The following is a 19,188-nucleotide window of genomic DNA, read 5'->3' on the forward strand; positions in this document are numbered from 1 at the left end:
TTGATCATGATTTTTCAGTTCCTCCCGATGGCCTGGAGCGGAATGCGGAAAGCGCCCGCAACCCGCTCTGACCCTCGAAATCAGGTCCCGCCGGCGCGGTTGCGCCGGTAGGTTGCAAGCACGACTGCGGCGATCAGGATCAAGCCCTGGACGACATCGCGCGTCGGCTTCGGCAGTCCGATGAAGTTGAGCAGCGTGAAGATGGCGGTCAGCGTCAGCGCGCCTGCAATCGAGGCGGGCACGGAGCCGCGGCCGCCGAGAAGCTGCGCTCCGCCGATCACGCAGGCGGTGATCGCCTGCAGCTCGTAGCCGACGCCGACATCGGTTGAAACGCCCGCAAATCCACCGAGCAGGATGCCGGCCGTCACCGCGCTCAGCGACGAGGCGACAAAGGCGATGATGCGTACCCTCTCGATCGGCACACCCGACATTTGCGCCGCGCGCGGATTGTCGCCGAGCGCATGCAGCATGCGCCCGAGATTGGTGCGATGCATGAGCCAGAACAAGACGAAGCCGACGACCAACAGCACCAGCAATGCCACCGGCAGGAACTGGATCAATGGAATGCCCTGAAGGCTGGCGCGCCCGAAGAAGCGGAACGTCTCCGGCAGGTAGCCGCGCGGTGATCCGCTCGACCACATGAAGGCAGCACCATTGAGCGTGATCATCATGCCGAGCGTGGCGATCAATGACGGCACCCGCAGATAGGAAACGACCAGGCCGTTCACCACGCCGACGGCGAACCCCGCCGCATACATGACCGCAATCACCCACCAGGTCGCATCGGCACTGTTGTCGAGCAGCATCGACGAGCCGACGACCGTCAGCGTGATGAGCGAGCCTGCCGAAAGGTCAAAGCCGCCGGAGACGATGACGTAGATTTGGCCGGCCGCAAGGATTGCAAGAGGAGCGGCTCGCTTCAGGAAATTCATGTAGCCGGTGGGCTCGATGAAGTTCGGGTTCGAAAACGTGATGGCAACGAGAAGGGCTGCCAGCACGAAGAAGACGGGATTGATCTTCGGCAGCCGCCCAACGCTTGCCATGCCGCGCGTCTTTGCGGAGCCGACGGTTTCCTGGATCATGCCACTATCCTCTTTGAACGGACTGCGTAAAAGGCGACGGCGGCGACGATGATGATGCCGCGCATTACCTGCTTGGCGAAGGCGTCGATGCCGGCGAGATTGAAGATGGAATCGATCAGCGAGAAAATGATCACGCCGGCAACAGTGCCCCAGATTCCACCCTTGCCGCCGGAGAGGATTGTGCCGCCGATGACGACGACGGCGATCGATTCCAGATCATAGGCGCCCTCCGTGCCGATCCAGGGCGAACCAGATTTCAGGCGGCTGGCCAAATAGAGGCCGGCGAGCGCCGCGCAAAGGCTGCAGATGATATGGCTCGCCATGACGACCCGCGTCGTGTTGATGCCGGCCGCGCGCGCCGTGTCGCGGTTGCCTCCAACCGAGTAGATGTTGGAGCCAAAGCGCGTGAAGCGCAGGACGATCCATGCGCCAAGGACCAGCAGCGCCAGAACGACCAGGCTGACCGGCAGCCCGAGCACCTCGCCATAGGCGAAATACTGGAACGCATCCGGTACCGAGCCGCCGAACCGGCCATGAAAGGAGGCAAGACAGCCCTGAATGATCAGCGCCATGCCGAGCGTCGCGATAAGCGGGTTGACATCGAGGCGGGTGATCAGGAGCCCGTTGAGGGTTCCGACCACCGTCCCCATGACAAGCACCACAGCAACGGCCGGCACCATCATCGCCGGGTCGCCGTTCATGATCGCAGAGGACACCACGGCCGAGGCCGAGATGAGATGGGCCACCGACAGGTCGATCGAGCCGACGAGGATGGTGAAAGTCTGTCCAACGGCGGTGATGCCGAGCGCGATGGACCTGTTAAGGATGGAGACGGTCGCCTCCGGTGTCAGGAAGCGTGTCAGGCCGAGGCTGAGCGCAATCGCCGCATAGATCAGGACGGCCAGACCGAGCAGAAGCGCCGGCGCGTAGTGTTCCATGCGCCAGGCGGGACGCCGAGTGAGAGTTGCCTTGTTCATGCTGCCACCGCCTCCTCGCCAGTTGCCGCCAACATCACATCGGCTTCAGAGGCCCCGCGCGAAAACGCCGCGACGAGTTCGCCGTTCCGCATCACAAGGACGCGGTCGGATGCGCCGAGAACCTCCGGGAGATCGGACGAGACCATCATGATGGCCGTGCCCTTGCGCGCGAGATCGCGCATCAGGTGGTAGATCCCGGCCTTGGCATTGACGTCGATGCCGCGTGTCGGCTCGATGAAGATCAACAGCCGAGGCGCCAGCGCCAGCCAGCGCGCAACGATGGCTTTCTGCTGGTTGCCGCCCGACAGCGCCTTGATGTCCTGGGCAAAGCTGCCGGCGCGCACGTCGAGTTCGCGCAGCAGCTTTTCCATCGCTTCCGACGAAACAAAAGGCGTCGCATTGGCATTGCCGGAAAGGCCGGAGAGTGCGCGAGACGTAAGCATGCCGTTGTCGACGACCGATTGCATCAACACCAGCGCTTCGGCCTTGCGATCGCCCGGCAGCAACCCGACCCCAGCGCGGATCGCCTCGCGCGGACTGGTGAACCGCGCCGGCTTGCCGGAAAGGGTGATCTCACCCTTGGTGAAGGGAGAAAGGCCGAATATCGCCTGCGCGAGCGCGACGCGCCCTGCCCCTTGCAAGCCCGAAAAACCGACGATCTCGCCTGCGCGCAGTTCGAAGGACACATTTTTCAACCGTTCGTTGCCGGCGTTGCGGACTGAGAGCACGACGCCGCCGATCTCCTGCGGTGCTGCCGGTTCCGCATAGAAATCGCCAAGGTCGCGGCCCACCATGGCTCGTACGATCGCCTCGGGCTCAGGCACATGGTCGAAGCGAACCGCCACCTCGCCATCCTTGAGCACGGTAACACGATCGGCCAGCCGCGTGATTTCGGGCATGCGGTGGGTGATGTAGACGATCGCCACACCGCTCTTCTTCAAGGTGTCGACGAGACCGTAGAGCACCTCGCATTCGGCCTCGTTCAGCGCTGCCGTCGGCTCGTCCATCACGATCACCTTTGCCTCTAGCGACACCGCCTTGGCGATCTCCACCAGTTGCTGGCTGGCGACGTCGAGGTCAGCGACAACGGTGCTCGGCTCGATCCGGTGCGCCGAGCCGAAGAGTGCAAGCACGCGCCGCGCTTCGTCGTTCATCGCCCTGTGGTCGATCAGACCGCGGCGCGTCGGCTCGCGGCCGAGGAAGATGTTCTGTGCGACGGTTCGCTCGGGCAGCAGGGAGAATTCCTGGTAGATGACGGCAATGCCCGCGCGGATCGCCGCAAGCGGATGCGTGAAATGCCGTTCCTCACCGTTTACGACAACCGCGCCTGCGTCCGGCCGATAGATGCCGGAGAGGATCTTCATCAGCGTCGACTTGCCGGCACCGTTTTCTCCCGCCAGCGCATGGACCTCACCGCAATGCGCGGAGAAGCTGACGTTTTTCAACGCCTTGACACCGGGGAAACTCTTGGCGATGCCGCGCATCTCGATAGCGGGGTGTTTCGTGTTCATGCAGCAGCCCATGTCTTGCGGATGAATGTCGCGCTCTCGGAAAAGAGCGTATCGAAGTCGGGAAACAGCGGCCGCCAGACGCGGGTCGCCGTCGCGATCGCCGGCAGCCCGGCGCCGAATGCCTCAAGCGTCAGCCAACCGTCATAGCCGATCTCCTTCAACACCGTGAACATCGCGCCAAAGTCGATATGCCCCCGCCCGGGGATGCCACGATCGTTCTCGGATACATGGAAGACCCCGATATCCTGGCCAATCAGGCGGATCGCCGCCTCCGGCCGACGCTCCTCCACATTGGCATGGAACGTGTCGTACATGATCTTGAAGGCAGGATGCGCCACGCGATCCACATAGGCACGCGCCTGCTCCATCGTGTTGAGAAAATAAGTCTCGAAGCGATTGAGCGGCTCGAGGCTCAAATGCATGCCGTTGGCCGCCGCCCGCTCCGCCAGCGCATGGTGCGCGTCTGCCCCATACTTCAACTCGTCTTCGCTGGCGCCCCTGCCGGTAAAGAAGCCGATCGGGGCATGAAACGGCCCGCCCATGCTTTCAGCACCAAGCGCTATTGCGCAATCCAGCGCCCAGTCGAGATGGGAAAGCCCGCGCGCCCGCACTTCGGCATCGCAACTGACGGGGTTTGCCTCAGGCGTCGGGACGATCGATGTGGTGGATCGGCCAAGGCCGAGCCCGTCCAGTTCGCGGCCCAGGCGTTCGTAGTGACTGACCTTGCCCGACAGAACCGGCACTTCGACGCCATCATAGCCGAGATCGCGCAACCGGCCGATATTGTCGAGATGCCTCTCCTCGACGAAATCGGTCAGGCAAAGGAGATTGATACCAAGCTTCATGACGCGCTCACTTCAGCGAAATGCCGAGATCGCGACACGTCGCGCGGATCCAGGCCAGTGACGTTTCGATCATCGGGCCGGCGGCGCCTTCGCATTCGAGGCTGAGTACGCCGTCGTAGCCGTGGTCGCGAAGCATGGCGAGACAGGTCTTGATATTCTCGGCATTGACGCCATCGCCGAGCGCACAATGGCTGACCGCGATCCCGGTCTGTCCGCCACGGGCAGCCGCTGCCAGCGACGGTGACACGTCCTTAAGATGGACATGAGACACCCTGTCGATGAACCGCGACAGAAACTGCGGCGGTTCCTGGCCGGCGATGAAGGTGTTGCCGGTGTCCATGTTCATGCGCAGCCACTTGCTGTCTGCGAAGGCGAGCATGCGCTCCATGAATTCCGGACGCGTCGTGAAATGACCATGAGGCTCGATGTTGACGACGATCTCGTGCGCTTCAGCGACTTCGACGATCTTTTCGTAGCTGCGCTTCATCAGCGCCATCGAGCCTTCTTCGGTAAGTCCGGGCGGCATGTGGAGCCCGTCGGTCGTGTCGACGCAGGGACTGCCGGCCTGCGCGGCCCAGGCAATCGACTTCAGCACATAGGGCACACCTCTGAGCGGTCCGTCCTCACCAGACAGCGGATAGGCCGCATCGACCTGGGAAAAGCGCACGCCGTAACGCTCCATCTTGCGACGCAAGAGGACCGGGTCCTCGTAGAGCGCGACATGCGGTTGATAGCCCAGTCCGTGGATCCAGCTCACGCCGTCGATCAGACCACACTCGATGAAGTGCAAATCGTTGTCGCTTGCCCATTCCAGGCATTTTTCAAACGACCAGTAGGCCGAGTTGAACGCGTCCGTGTGGAAGCCTATCCGCACCGGCAAAATCCTCCCAATTTCCCCCATGCCATTGAGTTTCAATAGCAAATCATCAGCGTCTCCAAAATGGAGCTTGATGATGTCCAAGCATTGCGCAATAAATCGCTGCCTGCGTTCGAAATAGACGACTGGTAAATTTTAAACATCAGCGGGGGAGCGGAATGACGAAGAGCAGCAACGAACGGGCCGTCAATCGGCCCGCTGTCTTCCGCGAGCCGGGCGCCCTGCTCTATGCCGGCAATTGCCAGGACCTGATGAAGGCCTCGCTTGCGGGCCAGGTGTCGCTCAACGCCTGGACGCGACGCGGCTATCCCGGCATCGACCTCGGCGCGGCGCTGCCGCAGGTCTGTTCCGTCGGCGGATGGGATGCGACGACCCCGCAGGACTGGGGCCTGCGCGAACATTGCAACGAGGGGGTCAAGATCGCCTATCTGGCGCGCGGCTCATTGACGATCACCATGGATGGCCGCAGGACGACGATCAATGAAGGCCAGATGTTCGTCGTGCGGCCCTGGCAGTTGCACGCGCTCGGCGATCCCAATGTCGGTGCCAGCCACATCATCTGGGTGCTCATGGATATGGGCGTACGCCGACCACACGAAACCTGGCTGTGGCCCGACTGGATCGGCTGGCCCGAGCGCGACCGAAAGCGCCTGAGCGAACTTCTGTCGAAGAACGAACAGATTTCCTACAACGCCTCCCGCGAAGTTACTCGCACCTTCCTCGACATCCACGAGGTGGTGGCAGGCGGCGATATCGACGGTGGAGAGGCGCACCTGCGCCTCTTGATTTCGATGATGCTGCTGCAATTCCGCCAGATGCTGGAAAGCCAGGCACCGGTTCTCGATCTTGCTCTTGCAAGCTCGAAGCGCACGGTCGAGATCTTCCTGAAGCGGCTGCGTCATGCGCTCGACGAGGACTGGACGCTCGAGAACATGGCGGCGGAGTGCAATCTTTCCCGCACGCAATTTTCGCAGCATTGCCAGGTGCTGACCAACATGACGCCTGTCCGCTACCTCCAGACGCTCCGACTCAACGCCGCACGGCTGCTTCTTGAAAGCGGCGCGCAATCGGTCACCAACATCGCCTTTGATTGCGGCTTCTCATCGAGCCAATACTTTGCCACCTGTTACAAGAAGCGCTTCGGGTTTTCGCCAATGGAAACGCCGCGTCAGTCGCTATCGATCGCCAACTGAAAGTGGGCCGCCGCGACCGGATCAAAGCCGAATGGACAAGAAAGCTCTCCTGACGCCACGAAAGGTCGCTTCGCAGCAACGCTCGCGAGCGATGATCGAGGCCTTGGTCGAAGCGACTGCGCGTGCATTGATCAAAGAAGGATTTGAACGCGCCAACACGAACCGGATTGCCGAAGAGGCCGGCGTCAGCATCGGCTCTCTCTATCAGTATTTTCCGGGCAAGGAAGCGCTCGTCGTTGCCGTCATCGAACGCCACAAGAGCGAGATGGTGGATGTCTTGCGGGGTACGCTGGCCAAAGTGGCGACGCTGCCGCTCGACAGTGCCGCGCGCGAACTGGTCAAGACGATGATCGATGCTCATCGTGTGAACCCGGACCTTCATCGGGTGTTGGTCGAGGAAACGCCACGTGCAGGGCGGATCGGTACGATCGACGGTTTTGACAGAGAGTTCTACGGGTTGATCAGGGCTTATCTCGAATTGCACAAGGCAGAACTGCGGGACGCACGGCGCGGTGGTCGACAGTCCAGAGAAGCTAAACGATGGGAACGTCGACGCCTTCATCAACGAAGTGACGACGCGCCGGCGTCCAACTGCGCGAACTACCGGGGGAATATGAACCGGGAGCGCTCGCAGAGACAGCTTCTCGAACGCGAGTAGATTTTTGCGAGTGATCGCTCACAATTGAGGCTGCACGCGGCCAATCCGACAGCCAACCTCGTGTCGAAATCAAATGCAGCACGAGCGGTCGAACGACCGCTTCTCGAAGCTCCATACCAAGGTAACAAGAGATGTACGCACACGTCGTGATGATTCATGCCGCGGCCATGGGCACGGCATTTCTGCTGTTTGCAGCAAGGGAGCTCCTTTTCATTTCTGCCCGGCGAGGGCAAATCGGGGCTGCAAAGTTTGCCCTGACCGCAAACAGGATTGCAGGTCTGCTCACCGGCATAGGGATTGCCGGAGGCATTGGCCTCATCGTTTTGGGTTGGTGGCCGCTATCGACACCCTGGCTACTGATGTCATTCACCCTGATCGCCGCCTTGATGATTGTCGAAAGCAGGGTCGTGCGGCCATGGGAGGCACAGGTGCATCCAGCCCTTGAAGGCACGATCGACAAATTGGAAGTCTGAACGCTTCTTAGAAACAAGCGCGCTTTGGGCGGCCGCCTGGCATCGATCTCGCTTTTTGCTCTGATAATAGCGCTGATGGTCGTCAAACCCGACCTACTCGGCGCCTAGGGCGACGCCATCGGACGCATCGATCGCTCATCAACGGAGTTGAACTCACCGCCCCTATGTGCGGAGCGATGAGTTCTCTTTTCAGGGCGTCATCACGCCAGCGCGGGCAGCAACTGGTCGATGCTCTTCTTGGCGTCGCCGTAGAACATGCGGGTGTTGTCCTTGTAGAACAGCGGGTTCTCGATGCCGGAGTAACCGGTTCCCTGGCCACGCTTGGAGACGAACACCTGTTTGGCCTTCCAGACTTCGAGCACCGGCATGCCGGCGATCGGTGAGTTCGGATCCTCCTGGGCGGCCGGATTGACGATGTCGTTGGAGCCGATGACGATGACGACATCGGTTTCGTGGAAGTCCTCGTTGATCTCGTCCATCTCGAGCACGATGTCGTAGGGAACCTTCGCTTCGGCCAAAAGCACGTTCATGTGGCCCGGCAGACGGCCGGCGACCGGATGAATGGCAAAGCGCACGTTCTTGCCGGCCGCCCGCAGCTTGCGGGTGAGCTCGGAGACCGATTGCTGCGCCTGCGCCACCGCCATGCCGTAGCCCGGCACGATGATGACGCTGTCGGCGTCGTTGAGGGCTGCGGCCACGCCATCGGCATCAATGGCGATCTGCTCGCCGGTGATTTCCATTGCCGGCCCCGTGGTTGCCCCGAAGCCGCCGAGGATGACCGACAGGAACGAGCGGTTCATCGCCTTGCACATGATGTAGGAGAGGATCGCGCCCGAGGAGCCGACCAGCGCGCCAGTGACGATCAACAGGTCGTTGCCGAGCGTGAAGCCGATGGCAGCGGCCGCCCAGCCGGAATAGCTGTTCAGCATCGACACCACCACCGGCATGTCGGCGCCGCCGATGCCCATGATCAGGTGATAGCCGATGAAGAAGGCGGCGAGCGTCATGACAAGCAGCGTCCAGGTGCCGGCACCATTGACGTAGAGCACCAGCAGCACGAGCGAGAGAAGGGCAGCACCGGCATTGAGCAGGTGACCGCCCGGCAGCTTCTTGGCCTTGCCGTCGACCTTGCCGGCAAGCTTGCCAAAGGCGATGACGGAGCCGGTGAAGGTGACGGCACCGATGAAGACGCCGAGGAAGACCTCGACCTTCATGATCGACAGTTCCACCGGTTCCTTGTGGGCAAGGATCGCGGCAAAGCCGGTCAGCGCAGAGCGGGCCGCCGCGTCGAGGCCGGCGACATCAACCGCTTCGATATGGGCGTTGAAGCCGATGAAGACTGCGGCAAGACCGACGAAGGAATGGAGTGCTGCAACGAGTTGCGGCATCTCGGTCATCTGGACGCGGGAGGCGACGAAGTGGCCGAGCACGGCGCCGCCCGCGATCATCAGCGCGATGATGAACCAATTGCCGACATCAGGTCCGAAGACCGTGGCGACAATGGCAAGCGCCATGCCCGTCATGCCGTACCAGACGGCGCGCTTGGCGCTTTCCTGGCCCGAAAGCCCGCCGAGCGAGAGGATGAAGAGGACGGCTGCCGCAATATAGGCGGCCGATACGATACCGATCATCATGATGTTTACCCCTGCCCGATCAGGATTTCTGGAACATGGCGAGCATGCGCCGCGTGACGAGGAAGCCGCCGACGATGTTGATCGTGGCGATCAGCACCGACAGCGCCGCAAGCAGCACCACCAGCCAGTTGCCAGACCCGATCTGCAGCAGCGCGCCGAGAATGACGATGCCGGAAACCGCGTTGGTGACGGCCATCAGCGGGGTGTGCAACGAATGCGAAACGTTCCAGATGACCTGGAAGCCGACGAAGCAGGCGAGCACAAAGACGACGAAGTGGCTCATGAAGGCAGGCGGAGCAAAGGCGCCGACCAAAAGCAGCAGCGCCGTGCCGACGGCGAGAAGCGTCAGCTGGCTCTTCGTCTGGGCCTTGAAGGCTGCGGCCTCGGTGGCGCGTCTTTCCTCCGGCGTCGGCTCCTTCACCTTCTCCTTTGGTTTCTGCGCCGCGATCGCGGCGATCTTCGGCGGTGGCGGCGGATAGGTGATCGCGCCCTGGAAGGTCACGGTCGCGCCACGGATGACGTCGTCCTCCATGTTGTGGACGAGCTTGCCATCCTTGCCCGGCGTCAGGTCGGTCAACATATGGCGGATATTGGTGGCATAGAGCGTCGACGCCTGCGCGGCCATGCGGCTCGGGAAATCGGTATAGCCGATGATGACGACGCCGTTGTCGGAGACGATCCGCTGATCGGCAACGGTCAGGTCGCAGTTGCCGCCACGCTCGGCCGCAAGATCGACCACCACCGATCCCGGCTTCATCGCCGCCACCATGTCGGCAAGCCAGAGTTTCGGTGCATCACGGCCCGGGATCAGCGCCGTGGTGATGACGATATCGATCTGAGGCGCAAGCTCGCGGAACTTGGCAAGCTGCTTCTCGCGGAACTCCGGCGAAGAGGGAGCCGCATAACCGCCGGTGGCAGCGCCATCCTGCTGACCGCCCCCCTCACCATCGGCAAAATCGAGATAGACGAACTCGGCTCCCATGCTCTCGATCTGTTCGGCGACCTCGGGACGCACGTCAAAGGCGTAGGTCTGAGCACCAAGCGAAGTGGCGACCCCGATCGCCGCAAGACCGGCGACGCCCGCACCGATCACCAGGACCTTGGCCGGCGGCACCTTGCCGGCGGCCGTCACCTGGCCGGTGAAGAAGCGACCGAAATTGTTGCCGGCCTCGATCACCGCGCGATAGCCGGCGATATTGGCCATCGACGACAGCGCATCCATCTTCTGGGCGCGCGAAATGCGCGGGACCATGTCCATGGCGATGACGTTGGCGCCCTTTTCCTTGGCGAGCTCCAGAAGTTCGGCATTCTGGCCCGGATAGAAGAACGAGATCAGCGTCTTGTCCGCAGACAGATAAGCGACCTCGCTCGGCTCGGGCGGCCGTACCTTGGCGACCACATCTGCCGAAGCCCACAGCGCCTCTGCCGACGGGGCCACCTCGACGCCCACGGCCCGATAGGCATCATCGGAAAAACCGGCCGCAACGCCCGCGCCCGTTTCGATGATGCTGCTATAGCCAAGTTTCGCAAGTTGCACCGCGCTGTCAGGTGTCAGCGCCACGCGCGCCTCGCTTGCGGTTACCTCCCGCGGCGCGCCAATTTTAATCGCCATGCTTGTCTGTCCTCTCCTGCCGACTAGGCAATGCCTTGTCCCTCAACAATGCGACAGCAGAACAAGCAAACCTTGAGAGTACTGTCCAGTACGCTTTGCCGCGAATCCGTCCATTCTTGTCGCTTTTTAGTTTTCACTAATCGTTTTTATCGGCCAAGCACTCCAGCCGACCAGCCGCTCGGCCAACAATGGCCAACAAAAAGGGGACGGCGACGCGCCCATGAAGAGAGTGCTGCATCGGCTCCAGGGGGCCGCCGATTGCGTATGTGAAGCGACGTTTCACCAGAGAGGGGTCCCGAACCTGCGCGCGTTTCATGAAACGATCATGCCGAGCCGCGACTGACAATCCGGCGCCTGGCGTCGAGACGCTACGGGGCCGCTGCTGCAAGCCCTCCTTCGGAGGTTCTTATTTCAATGCCCTCGGCACGGCACGGCGACGCGGTCTGGCCGCGTGCCGCGCCGTGCGGCCTCTTGGGAGGACGTTCTAGTTGCGGCTTTCGTAGCTGCTCAGATTTGCAGGGGTGACGAGCTCTAACGTGAACGACCCGCGCGTCCACGCCCTCAAAGGGATTCGTCGACAATGATGACCGGTCGCCCCAGGGAGCAGGCCTCCACCCGCGCCTCGACGCGATAAACCGAGCGCAGCATATCCGCGGTGATGACGTCGTGGGTGGGGCCGCTCGCCAGCACCGACCCGCCACTGATGACGATCGTGTCGTCGCAATAGCGCAGCGCATGGTTCAGGTCGTGCAGCGCGATCAACACCGCCATACCCGACTGCGCCGACAAACGCTTCATGAAGCCAAGGACCTCGATCTGGCGAAAGAGATCGAGCGCCGAGGTCGGTTCGTCCATCAACAGCACTTCGGGCTTACGCACGAGAGCTTGCGCGATGGAGACGAGCTGGCGCTGGCCGCCTGAGAGCTCACCAAGGCCACGAAAGGCGAGATCGGCGATCCGGAGTTCGCCCAGCACTCGGTCGATCTCGGCGAGTTCGGCGTCCTTCACCTTCCAGCCTGAGCCTTGCTTGGCCGACAGCAGCACCGACTCATAGACAGTCAGCACGGCATTGGCGCCGGTATCCTGCGGCATGTAGCAGATGCCTTCGGATCCCTTGGCCGTATCGGACAGGTGGACAGTGCCGGGACCGGAGGTCAGGTTTGCTATGCGCTTGAACAGCGTCGACTTGCCGGCCGCATTCGGACCAATCACCGCCGTCAGGCCACCGCCGCGCAAGACACCGGTGTTGACATCTAAGAGCACCGTGCGCCGGCCATAATTCGCGCCGACCTTTTCCAGCGACAGGCTTACCATGCGCGCCTCCTGTTGGTGAAAATCAGCACGAAGAAGAAGGGCACGCCAACGAGCGCGGTGATGACTCCAATCGGCAGGACGGCACCCGGAATAATCATCTTGCTGACGACCGAAGTGACCGAAAGAAGGAGCGCGCCGCACAGCACGGAAGCTGGCAGGAAGAAGCGCTGATCCTCGCCGACCAGCATGCGTGCGATGTGCGGAGCGACGAGACCAACAAAGCCGATCGTGCCAACGAAAGAAACCGGGATCGCCGCAAGCAGGCTGACCGTCATCATTGCTTCGAGCCGGAGCCTTCGAACATTGATACCGAAGCTCGCAGCCTTATCGTCACCAAGCCGAAGCGCGGTCAGCGCCCAGGCGTGGCGTGCAAACAGCGGCAAGGCGAACAGCAGCACGGCGCCGGTGATCCAGACCTTTGGCCAGGTTGCCTTGGTGAGACTGCCCATCGTCCAGAAGACGACGGCGGCCAGCGCCTGTTCGGAGGCGAGATATTCGAGCAAAGACAGCGCGGCATTGAAGGTGAAGACGAGCGCAATGCCGAGCAGAACGATTGTTTCGACCGTAACGCCGCGCATGGTGGAGGCGAAATGGATGAAGAGCGCCGCCAACATCGCCATAAGGAAGGCGTTGATTGGCACCATGTACTGGACGGCGACGGGAAAAAGCGCCACGCCGGCAACGAGACCGAGGGCCGCACCGAAGCCGGCAGCGGCGGAAATGCCGAGCGTGAATGGACTTGCCAGTGGATTGGCAAGGATCGTCTGCATCTGCGCGCCTGCGACCGACAATGAGGCACCCACCGTCACGGCCATCAGGGCGATCGGCATGCGAATGTCCCAGATCACCACCCGGAGCTGGTCGCTTACAGTTTCCGGTCGAAAGAGCGCGGTCAGCACATCCGCGAGTGGATAGTTCGCAGGCCCGAGAGCCATGTCGACTGCAACCGACGCAAAGAGCGCGACGATGAGGCAGAAGATCAACACCAAGCGGCGCAAAACGAGAGAGCGGTAGCGCCCTCGCCCTTCAACGCCGGATACTTGTTCGGTCATGGCAACCATCATTCACCACTCTTTGGAAGCGAGGCGAAGTAACCCGCGCGGTAGGTCACCGGCAGAAACTTCTCATGGAACTCGCGGAAAGTCCGGTCCGGGTCTATGTCGGCAAAGAGCTCCGGATGGAACCACTTGGCAAACTGCTGGATCGGAATGAACTCGTAAGGGGCGCCGTAGAACTGATGCCAGACGGCATGCACATTGCCCTCCTTCACCGCCTTCAGGCCAGGAAAGCCCGGGCGCTGCATAAGGCCGCGCAGGCGATCTTCTGCCGCCGCCGCATCGGCGCCGCGTCCGACGCTAACGAACTGGTTGAGATCGGATTCCGCCGACCAGTTACTGCCGGTGATAATGACATGATCCGGATCGCTGACGATCAGCTGCTCAGGATTGAGGTCGCCGAAGGTCCCCTTGATGACGTCAGAACCGATATTGTGGCCGCCGGCCTCTTCCACCATTTTGCCGAAGTTGGCCGGACCGAAGGTGCGGCAGCAGACAACGTCGCCGGTGATGCCGGGAGAGCGCTCGATGAAGACTTTCGGGCGCACAATTTCCCCCGCCTTCTTGAGGCGGTCCGTCACCAGCGCGATTTGAGCATTGCGATAGTCGATGAATTCGCGGGCCTTCGCTTCGGCACCGAAGAGCTGGCCGAGGATTTCGACCGATTTTTCGCTATTGGCGGCAGGATCCACGCGGAAATCGAGATAGACGACGGCAATGCCGGCGGCAGCGGCCTTTTCGATGAAGCCCGATTCTTCGACCGCCTGCTGCGCTTCGAGATTGAGCGTCAGAACATCAGGCTTGAGCGCAATCGCTGCCTCGAGGCTGAAATCGCCCGAAGGGATATAGCCGAACCGCGGCAGTTTCTCGATTTCGGGGAAGCGCTCCACATAGGCAGCGTAGGAGTCCGGATCCTTCTTCAAAAGATCATCGCGCCAACCGACGATCGTGTCGAAGACATGCTCGCCTTTCAGCGCTGCGGCCACGTGGATCTGCCGCGCCTCGCCCAACAGGACGCGCTTGGCCGGAAGCGCAATTTCGACCCGACGGCCGGTGACGTCGATGATTTCAGCCGCACTGGCGGGCAAAGCTGCCAATACCAAGGCTGCGACCATCGCCGACGCGATTTTCCCGAAGATCGACATTCTCATTCCCTTTTAGTTGCGACGCCGGAGTCCTCCCCTCCTCCAGCTGTCGATCCGCTTACTTGGCTGACGTCAGCGAGACGAAGTAGCCGCTCTTGTAGGGAAGCGGCAGGAAGCGCTCATGCAACTCCTTGAACGTCGCCTCCGGGTCGAGGTCCGCGAAGAGATCCGGGTGCAGCCACTTGGCGATCTGCTGGATGGCCACGAACTGGTAGGGATTGTTGTAGAACTGGTGCCAGATGGCGTGAACCTGGCCGTCTTTCACGGCTTCAACGCCGGTGAAAGCCGGGCGTTTGGTCAGGTTTTCGAGCTTGCGGGCCGCTTCCTTCTCATCGGCGCCATAGCCGACGCCAACCCAGGCACCGCCCGGCACATAACCCTGCCAGTTGCCGCCGGTGATGATGATCTGATCGGGATTGGCAGCGATGATCTGCTCCGGATTGACCACGCCGAAGGTGCCGGGAATGATGTCCTTTGCCATGTTTACGCCGCCGGCGAACTCGACCATCTTGCCGAAGTTCTCGTTACCGAAAGACATGCAGCAATCGCCGGAGTAACCACCGGCGCGTTCGACAAAAACGAGCGGCTTCTTCGGATTGGCCTTCGCCAAAACGTTTGTCACCTTGGCGATGCTCTCGGCGCGAAACTTGATGAACTCCTCGGCCTTCTCTTCCTTTCCCAAAAGCTTGCCCATCACGCGCATGCTCGGCTCGGTGTTTTCCATCGGCTTTTCGCGGAAATCGACGTAGACGAGCGGGATACCGACCTTGGCAAGCTTCTCGATGTAGCCAGCCTCCTCCGTCGCCGTCTTGGCGTCGACGTTCATCAGAACGACATCGGGTTTCAAGGCAACCGCCTGCTCGATGTCGAAGGTGCCATCCTTCATGCCGCCGAAGGTCGGCAGCTTGGCAATGCCAGGGTACTTTGCGAGATAGGCGGCATAGCTTTCAGGGTCTGCCTTTGCCAGATCATCGCGCCAGCCGACGACGCGCTTGAACGGCTCGTCGCGGTCGAGCGCGCCGAGGAAATAGATCTGCCGCCCTTCGCCGAGAATCACGTGCTCGACGGGTACGTTGACCTCGACATCGCGGCCCGTGACATCCTTCAACGTCACGACATCAGCGAAGGCTGCCGTAGAAAAAAGCACGCAAAGGCTTGCGGCGGCCGCAGCCACCCTGTTGAAAAACCGCATTGTTTTAGCTCCGCTGGAAAATTCAGGCGATCTAATGTTTCATGACTTTATTAGTCAACATTTATCTTTTAGAACGCCTCCAAACAGGAACGAGCGGTATCGACATGAGCGATGTGACGGAGCGGCAGAACTACAACCTGCGAGATGAAATCAAGGCCTACTGGTCGGACCGCGCGGCAACCTTCGATCTGTCCCCGGGCCACGAGATCTTCTCGGAGGAAGAACGCACGGCCTGGCATCAACTGTTTCTCCGTCACCTTGGGCCCGGCGCAGGGCGTGCTGCGCTCGATCTTGCGAGCGGCACCGGCGTCATCTCGCATCTTCTCGATGAACTCGACTTCAAGGTGCAGGGCCTCGACTGGGCCGAGCCGATGCTCGAACGCGCCAGGGATAAGGCGCGCAAGCGCGGGCGAGCGATCCGCTTCGCCCTCGGCGACGCCGAAAATACCATGGAGCCCGACAACCATTACGATGTAATCGTCAACCGGCATCTGGTCTGGACGCTCGTGGACCCGGCCGCAGCCTTTGCCGAATGGCTACGGGTCCTGAAGCCCGGCGGCATGTTGCTGATCGTCGATGGCGACTTCGTCAATACAACCGCGCTCGAGCGGCTGTTCTCTAGGCTCAGCACATGGGGACAGCGCCTCGGCCTGTTCAAGGCTGAGACGCCAACCGGTTCGCCGCAGATGATGGCGACGCACCGCAGCATCCTCTCCCGCGTGCATTTCGCACAAGGCGCCCGCGCCGAGGCCGTCGTCGCGCTGTTGCGCGAAGCCGGCTTTACCGAGATTACGATCGACAGGGACCTTCGCGAAATCCATCGCACCCAGGCCGCGAATTGGAACCTTTTCAAGGGCTTGGCGCGACAGTCGCAGCATCGCTACGCCATTCGCGCGACGAAAGCTTAGGGCCGAGGCAAACCCTACGCAGTCAGTGACTGTGTTCATGCGCAAAACGACCGGGCTCACGACTGCGCAATCTCCCTGCCAATCCGCAGGACCTCCGAGATTAAAAGGTTCAGGTCGTCCGGGCGGGTGCGATGATTGCAGATCGCCGCGCGTAGGCAATGCTTGCCCCGGATCGTCGTGTCAGAAAGCGCCGCCACGCCGGTTTCCTGCAGGCGCAGCATGATCTCGAGGTTGGTCTCCTTCAGTCGCTCCTCATTTAGACCTTCGGGCGCATAGCGGAAGCAGACGATGTTGATCTCCGGTTCAACGATGAGTTCCAGAGGCGGATTCGAACGGACGAGATCGGCGAGGAAGGCGGCCTGCGCGACGTTCTGGTCGATCAGCCGGCCGAACTTGGCGATGCCGTGCTCCATCAGCGCCATCCAGACCTTCAGCGCCACGAAGCCGCGACTGGTCTGAAAGCCGAATTCGTGCAGCCATTGGCCGGAAGCGATGCCACGTGACATGCCTTGGAGGTATTCGGGCGACACCGCAAAGGTTTCCCGGTGCCTCGTCCGATCCCGCACAAGCGCGCAACCGACTTCGAACGGGGCATGCAGCCATTTGTGCGGGTCGAGTGCGACGGAATCCGCCCGCTCGATGCCCTTGACGCGCCAGGCGTTCTCGGGCGCGATCGAAAGCAGCGCTCCGATACACCCGTCCACGTGGAACCACAGGTTCTCCTCCGCGGCGATCCCGGCCAAGGCGGTGAGATCGTCTACTGCACCGGAATTGACCGTACCGGCAGTACCAATTACGCAGGCAGGCCGGAAGCCCCGCGCGCGATCCTCGGCGATCGCCGCGCGAAGCGCCTCAAGGTCGATGCGGTAACGGGAATCGGTCGGGATCCGTCTAAGTGCCTTGTTGCCGAGGCCGAGCGTCTCGACCGCCTTGCGATGGCAGGAATGAACCTGATCCGAGGCGTAGAAGCGCATGGGTTCCGTGAGGGCCGCAACGCCCTCTTCGCGCAGATCGATGCCCGCCATGGCGTTGCGGGCAACCGTCAGCCCGACGAGGTTGGCCACCGAACCGCCACTGACCAGCGTGCCGCTCGCTGCCTTAGGAAAGCCGATCATGTCGCGCAGCCATCCGACGACCTGCTGGTCGACGAGGGCAGCGGCGTGGCGTCCGCCCCCGAGATTGGAACCCTGGATCGCTGCGAGAAAATCGCCGAGCGCCCCGGTGAAGTTGCCGGAGCCCATGTACCAGGACCAGAACCGTGGATGGATGTTGCCCATTGGATAGGCGAGCACCGTGTCCTTCACCTGTCGGTACACGTCCTCGAGGGGCGTCGGCCGATCCGGGACCGGCGCCTGGTACAGCGCTTCGATCTCGTCCGGCAGCGGTTGCCAGACCGGACGCTCGCGCACGCGGCCGAGATGGCCGACGGCATCGTCGATGATCCGGTGGGCGAGCGCCGAGACGGACGACCAATCGGGTGGGTCGAGGGTCTCGAGCGTAGCCAGGAGTTCCGGTTGCGTGAAGGCTCCCACGCTTTGCCTCGGTGATCGCGCTCCCATCGTTCCTCTCCCTATTCGGCGGCGAACTGGAAGCCAGGCGTGGATCGCGACAGCTCCATCTCCTCGTCATCCATGTCCGCCGGGATCGTTTCGAACAGCGGCGTCGACAGGTAGCGCTCCCCTGTGTCAGGCAGCATGCACAGGATCACCGAGCCGGCCGGCGCGTGCTCCGCGATCTGGCGCGCAACGCCGAAGGTCGCGCCGCCCGAAACGCCAGTGAAGATTCCCTCTTTCTGTGCGAGCGCCTTGGCCCATTCCATCGCCTTCGGACCGGCAATGGCGACAAGTTCGTCATAGTAGCGGTTGTCAATCGCCTCCTGCAGGACGTCTGGTATGAAGTCCGGTGTCCAGCCCTGGATCGGATGCGGCTCGAAGGCGGGATGGCTGGCGGCCGGCGCACCGCCCGTTCCGCGCTGTTGCGCATGACCGCTGCCGAGCAACTGCGCGTTGGCGGGCTCGGCAAGCACGATCTTCGTCTCCGGACGCTCACGCCGCAAAACCCGGGAGACGCCAACCACCGTGCCGCCGGTGCCGTAGCCTGTGACGAAGTAATCAAGACGGGAGCCGGCAAAGTCGTTGACGATTTCCCGGCCGGTCGTCGCCTCGTGGATCGCGGCGTTGGCTGTGGTCTCGAACTGCCGGGCGAGGAACCATCCGTTCTTCTCTGCGAGTTCGATCGCCTTGCGATACATGCCCAGGCCCTTCTCGGCGCGCGGCGTCAGAACGACCTTGGCGCCCAGCATGCGCATCAGCCGGCGGCGCTCGACGGAGAAGCTATCGGCCATGGTGACAACCAGCGGATAGCCTTTTTGCGCACAGACCATCGCCAGTCCGATGCCGGTGTTACCGCTGGTGGCCTCGACTACGGTCTGTCCGGGCTTCAGCTTGCCTGTGCGCTCGGCCTCCTCGATGATCGCAATCGCCAGCCTGTCCTTCACCGACGAAGCCGGATTGAAGAACTCCGCCTTGACATAGATGGTCGCGTTGCCGACGCTGAGATTGTTGACGCGGATCGCCGGCGTATCGCCAATCGTCTCCAGCACGCTGTCGAAAAGCCGCCCGCGGCCGCTCGTGGTTCTCAGTCCAGAATTGTTTGGCATGGGTCCTCTCACTCTTCCGGATGCTAGGTTCGGCGAGGGATGCTAAAGTGCTG

17 protein-coding genes are annotated in these 19,188 nt (G+C 62.0%); 4 read left to right on the top strand and 13 right to left on the bottom strand.

Annotation, left to right across the window (positions count from 1 at the left end):
• Positions 1–80: 80 nt before the first annotated feature.
• From ASD01_RS09190 to ASD01_RS09210, 5 genes are read right to left on the bottom strand one after another with little or no spacing between them, the layout of a single operon-like run.
• On the bottom strand, positions 81–1,082 hold the full coding sequence (locus tag ASD01_RS09190) for an ABC transporter permease (RefSeq protein WP_200954148.1): 1,002 nt from the start codon (positions 1,080–1,082) through the stop codon (positions 81–83).
• Positions 1,079–2,059: an ABC transporter permease gene (locus ASD01_RS09195; protein ID WP_082584600.1), complete on the bottom strand. Its 981-nt coding sequence runs from the start codon at positions 2,057–2,059 to the stop codon at positions 1,079–1,081. The genes ASD01_RS09190 and ASD01_RS09195 overlap by 4 nt, the downstream gene beginning before the upstream one ends.
• The gene (locus ASD01_RS09200; protein WP_060643893.1) at positions 2,056–3,570 is read right to left on the bottom strand and encodes a sugar ABC transporter ATP-binding protein; all 1,515 of its coding nucleotides are present in this window, start codon (positions 3,568–3,570) and stop codon (positions 2,056–2,058) included. The genes ASD01_RS09195 and ASD01_RS09200 overlap by 4 nt, the downstream gene beginning before the upstream one ends.
• Positions 3,567–4,415, bottom strand: a complete 849-nt coding sequence (locus ASD01_RS09205; protein WP_060643865.1) for a sugar phosphate isomerase/epimerase family protein — start codon at positions 4,413–4,415, stop codon at positions 3,567–3,569. The genes ASD01_RS09200 and ASD01_RS09205 overlap by 4 nt, the downstream gene beginning before the upstream one ends.
• Positions 4,416–4,422: 7 nt before the next feature.
• Positions 4,423–5,289 (bottom strand): sugar phosphate isomerase/epimerase family protein, encoded by an 867-nt coding sequence (locus ASD01_RS09210; RefSeq protein ID WP_162250972.1) that lies wholly within the window; start codon positions 5,287–5,289, stop codon positions 4,423–4,425.
• 161 nt (positions 5,290–5,450) lie between these two features.
• Here ASD01_RS09210 and ASD01_RS09215 point away from each other — a divergent pair, with 161 nt between their 5' ends.
• The 3 genes from ASD01_RS09215 (at position 5,451) to ASD01_RS09225 (ending at position 7,616) form a co-directional block, all read left to right on the top strand.
• Positions 5,451–6,485: an AraC family transcriptional regulator gene (locus tag ASD01_RS09215; RefSeq protein WP_060518040.1), complete on the top strand. Its 1,035-nt coding sequence runs from the start codon at positions 5,451–5,453 to the stop codon at positions 6,483–6,485.
• A 31-nt stretch (positions 6,486–6,516) separates the two neighbouring features.
• Positions 6,517–7,143, top strand: coding sequence for a TetR/AcrR family transcriptional regulator (locus ASD01_RS09220; protein WP_060643867.1), 627 nt, complete (start codon positions 6,517–6,519; stop codon positions 7,141–7,143).
• Positions 7,144–7,274: 131 nt separating this feature from the next.
• On the top strand, positions 7,275–7,616 hold the full coding sequence (locus tag ASD01_RS09225; protein WP_060643868.1) for a hypothetical protein: 342 nt from the start codon (positions 7,275–7,277) through the stop codon (positions 7,614–7,616).
• A gap of 200 nt (positions 7,617–7,816) precedes the next feature.
• On the opposite strand, the gene ASD01_RS09230 is transcribed toward ASD01_RS09225, so the two are convergent.
• The 6 genes from ASD01_RS09230 to ASD01_RS09260 form a co-directional block, all read right to left on the bottom strand.
• A complete protein-coding gene (locus ASD01_RS09230; protein ID WP_060643869.1) occupies positions 7,817–9,250 on the bottom strand; it encodes an NAD(P)(+) transhydrogenase (Re/Si-specific) subunit beta in 1,434 nt (477 codons plus the stop codon).
• Between the two features lie 19 nt (positions 9,251–9,269).
• Complete coding sequence (locus ASD01_RS09235) at positions 9,270–10,856, bottom strand: Re/Si-specific NAD(P)(+) transhydrogenase subunit alpha (protein ID WP_060643894.1); 1,587 nt, start codon at positions 10,854–10,856, stop codon at positions 9,270–9,272.
• A gap of 567 nt (positions 10,857–11,423) precedes the next feature.
• Positions 11,424–12,176 carry an ABC transporter ATP-binding protein gene (locus ASD01_RS09245; protein ID WP_060643871.1) on the bottom strand — a complete coding sequence of 251 codons (753 nt, stop codon included), beginning with the start codon at positions 12,174–12,176 and terminating at the stop codon, positions 11,424–11,426.
• The gene (locus ASD01_RS09250) at positions 12,170–13,237 is read right to left on the bottom strand and encodes a FecCD family ABC transporter permease (protein WP_234824489.1); all 1,068 of its coding nucleotides are present in this window, start codon (positions 13,235–13,237) and stop codon (positions 12,170–12,172) included. The genes ASD01_RS09245 and ASD01_RS09250 overlap by 7 nt, the downstream gene beginning before the upstream one ends.
• On the bottom strand, positions 13,237–14,376 hold the full coding sequence (locus ASD01_RS09255; RefSeq protein WP_112771994.1) for an ABC transporter substrate-binding protein: 1,140 nt from the start codon (positions 14,374–14,376) through the stop codon (positions 13,237–13,239). The genes ASD01_RS09250 and ASD01_RS09255 overlap by 1 nt, the downstream gene beginning before the upstream one ends.
• Before the next feature lie 58 nt (positions 14,377–14,434).
• Positions 14,435–15,568, bottom strand: a complete 1,134-nt coding sequence (locus ASD01_RS09260; RefSeq protein ID WP_060643874.1) for an ABC transporter substrate-binding protein — start codon at positions 15,566–15,568, stop codon at positions 14,435–14,437.
• A gap of 104 nt (positions 15,569–15,672) precedes the next feature.
• Here ASD01_RS09260 and ASD01_RS09265 point away from each other — a divergent pair, with 104 nt between their 5' ends.
• Positions 15,673–16,476 (top strand): class I SAM-dependent methyltransferase, encoded by an 804-nt coding sequence (locus ASD01_RS09265; RefSeq protein ID WP_060643875.1) that lies wholly within the window; start codon positions 15,673–15,675, stop codon positions 16,474–16,476.
• Positions 16,477–16,532: 56 nt separating this feature from the next.
• Here the strand turns inward: ASD01_RS09265 and ASD01_RS09270 are convergent, their stop codons facing one another.
• Complete coding sequence (locus tag ASD01_RS09270; RefSeq protein ID WP_244495217.1) at positions 16,533–18,008, bottom strand: pyridoxal phosphate-dependent decarboxylase family protein; 1,476 nt, start codon at positions 18,006–18,008, stop codon at positions 16,533–16,535.
• A 38-nt stretch (positions 18,009–18,046) separates the two neighbouring features.
• Positions 18,047–19,135, bottom strand: coding sequence for a PLP-dependent cysteine synthase family protein (locus ASD01_RS09275; RefSeq protein ID WP_060643877.1), 1,089 nt, complete (start codon positions 19,133–19,135; stop codon positions 18,047–18,049).
• Between the last annotated feature and the right edge of the window lie 53 nt (positions 19,136–19,188).

The sequence above is a fragment of the Ensifer sp. Root423 genome, from assembly GCF_001426275.1.
GTDB classification, from domain to species: domain Bacteria; phylum Pseudomonadota; class Alphaproteobacteria; order Rhizobiales; family Rhizobiaceae; genus Ensifer; species Ensifer adhaerens.

Excerpts from the sequence above, each read along its gene's own strand:
- ASD01_RS09215 (WP_060518040.1), top strand. The coding sequence starts at position 5,451 with ATGACGAAGAGCAGCAACGAACGGGCCGTCAATCGGCCCGCTGTCTTC.
- ASD01_RS09225 (WP_060643868.1), top strand. The coding sequence starts at position 7,275 with ATGTACGCACACGTCGTGATGATTCATGCCGCGGCCATGGGCACGGCA.
- ASD01_RS09230 (WP_060643869.1), bottom strand. The coding sequence starts at position 9,250 with ATGATGATCGGTATCGTATCGGCCGCCTATATTGCGGCAGCCGTCCTC.
- ASD01_RS09260 (WP_060643874.1), bottom strand. The coding sequence starts at position 15,568 with ATGCGGTTTTTCAACAGGGTGGCTGCGGCCGCCGCAAGCCTTTGCGTG.
- ASD01_RS09265 (WP_060643875.1), top strand. The coding sequence starts at position 15,673 with ATGAGCGATGTGACGGAGCGGCAGAACTACAACCTGCGAGATGAAATC.
- ASD01_RS09195 (WP_082584600.1), bottom strand. The coding sequence starts at position 2,059 with ATGAACAAGGCAACTCTCACTCGGCGTCCCGCCTGGCGCATGGAACAC.
- ASD01_RS09250 (WP_234824489.1), bottom strand. The coding sequence starts at position 13,237 with ATGGTTGCCATGACCGAACAAGTATCCGGCGTTGAAGGGCGAGGGCGC.
- ASD01_RS09190 (WP_200954148.1), bottom strand. The coding sequence starts at position 1,082 with ATGATCCAGGAAACCGTCGGCTCCGCAAAGACGCGCGGCATGGCAAGC.
- ASD01_RS09200 (WP_060643893.1), bottom strand. The coding sequence starts at position 3,570 with ATGAACACGAAACACCCCGCTATCGAGATGCGCGGCATCGCCAAGAGT.
- ASD01_RS09220 (WP_060643867.1), top strand. The coding sequence starts at position 6,517 with ATGGACAAGAAAGCTCTCCTGACGCCACGAAAGGTCGCTTCGCAGCAA.
- ASD01_RS09255 (WP_112771994.1), bottom strand. The coding sequence starts at position 14,376 with ATGTCGATCTTCGGGAAAATCGCGTCGGCGATGGTCGCAGCCTTGGTA.
- ASD01_RS09245 (WP_060643871.1), bottom strand. The coding sequence starts at position 12,176 with ATGGTAAGCCTGTCGCTGGAAAAGGTCGGCGCGAATTATGGCCGGCGC.
- ASD01_RS09205 (WP_060643865.1), bottom strand. The coding sequence starts at position 4,415 with ATGAAGCTTGGTATCAATCTCCTTTGCCTGACCGATTTCGTCGAGGAG.
- ASD01_RS09275 (WP_060643877.1), bottom strand. The coding sequence starts at position 19,135 with ATGCCAAACAATTCTGGACTGAGAACCACGAGCGGCCGCGGGCGGCTT.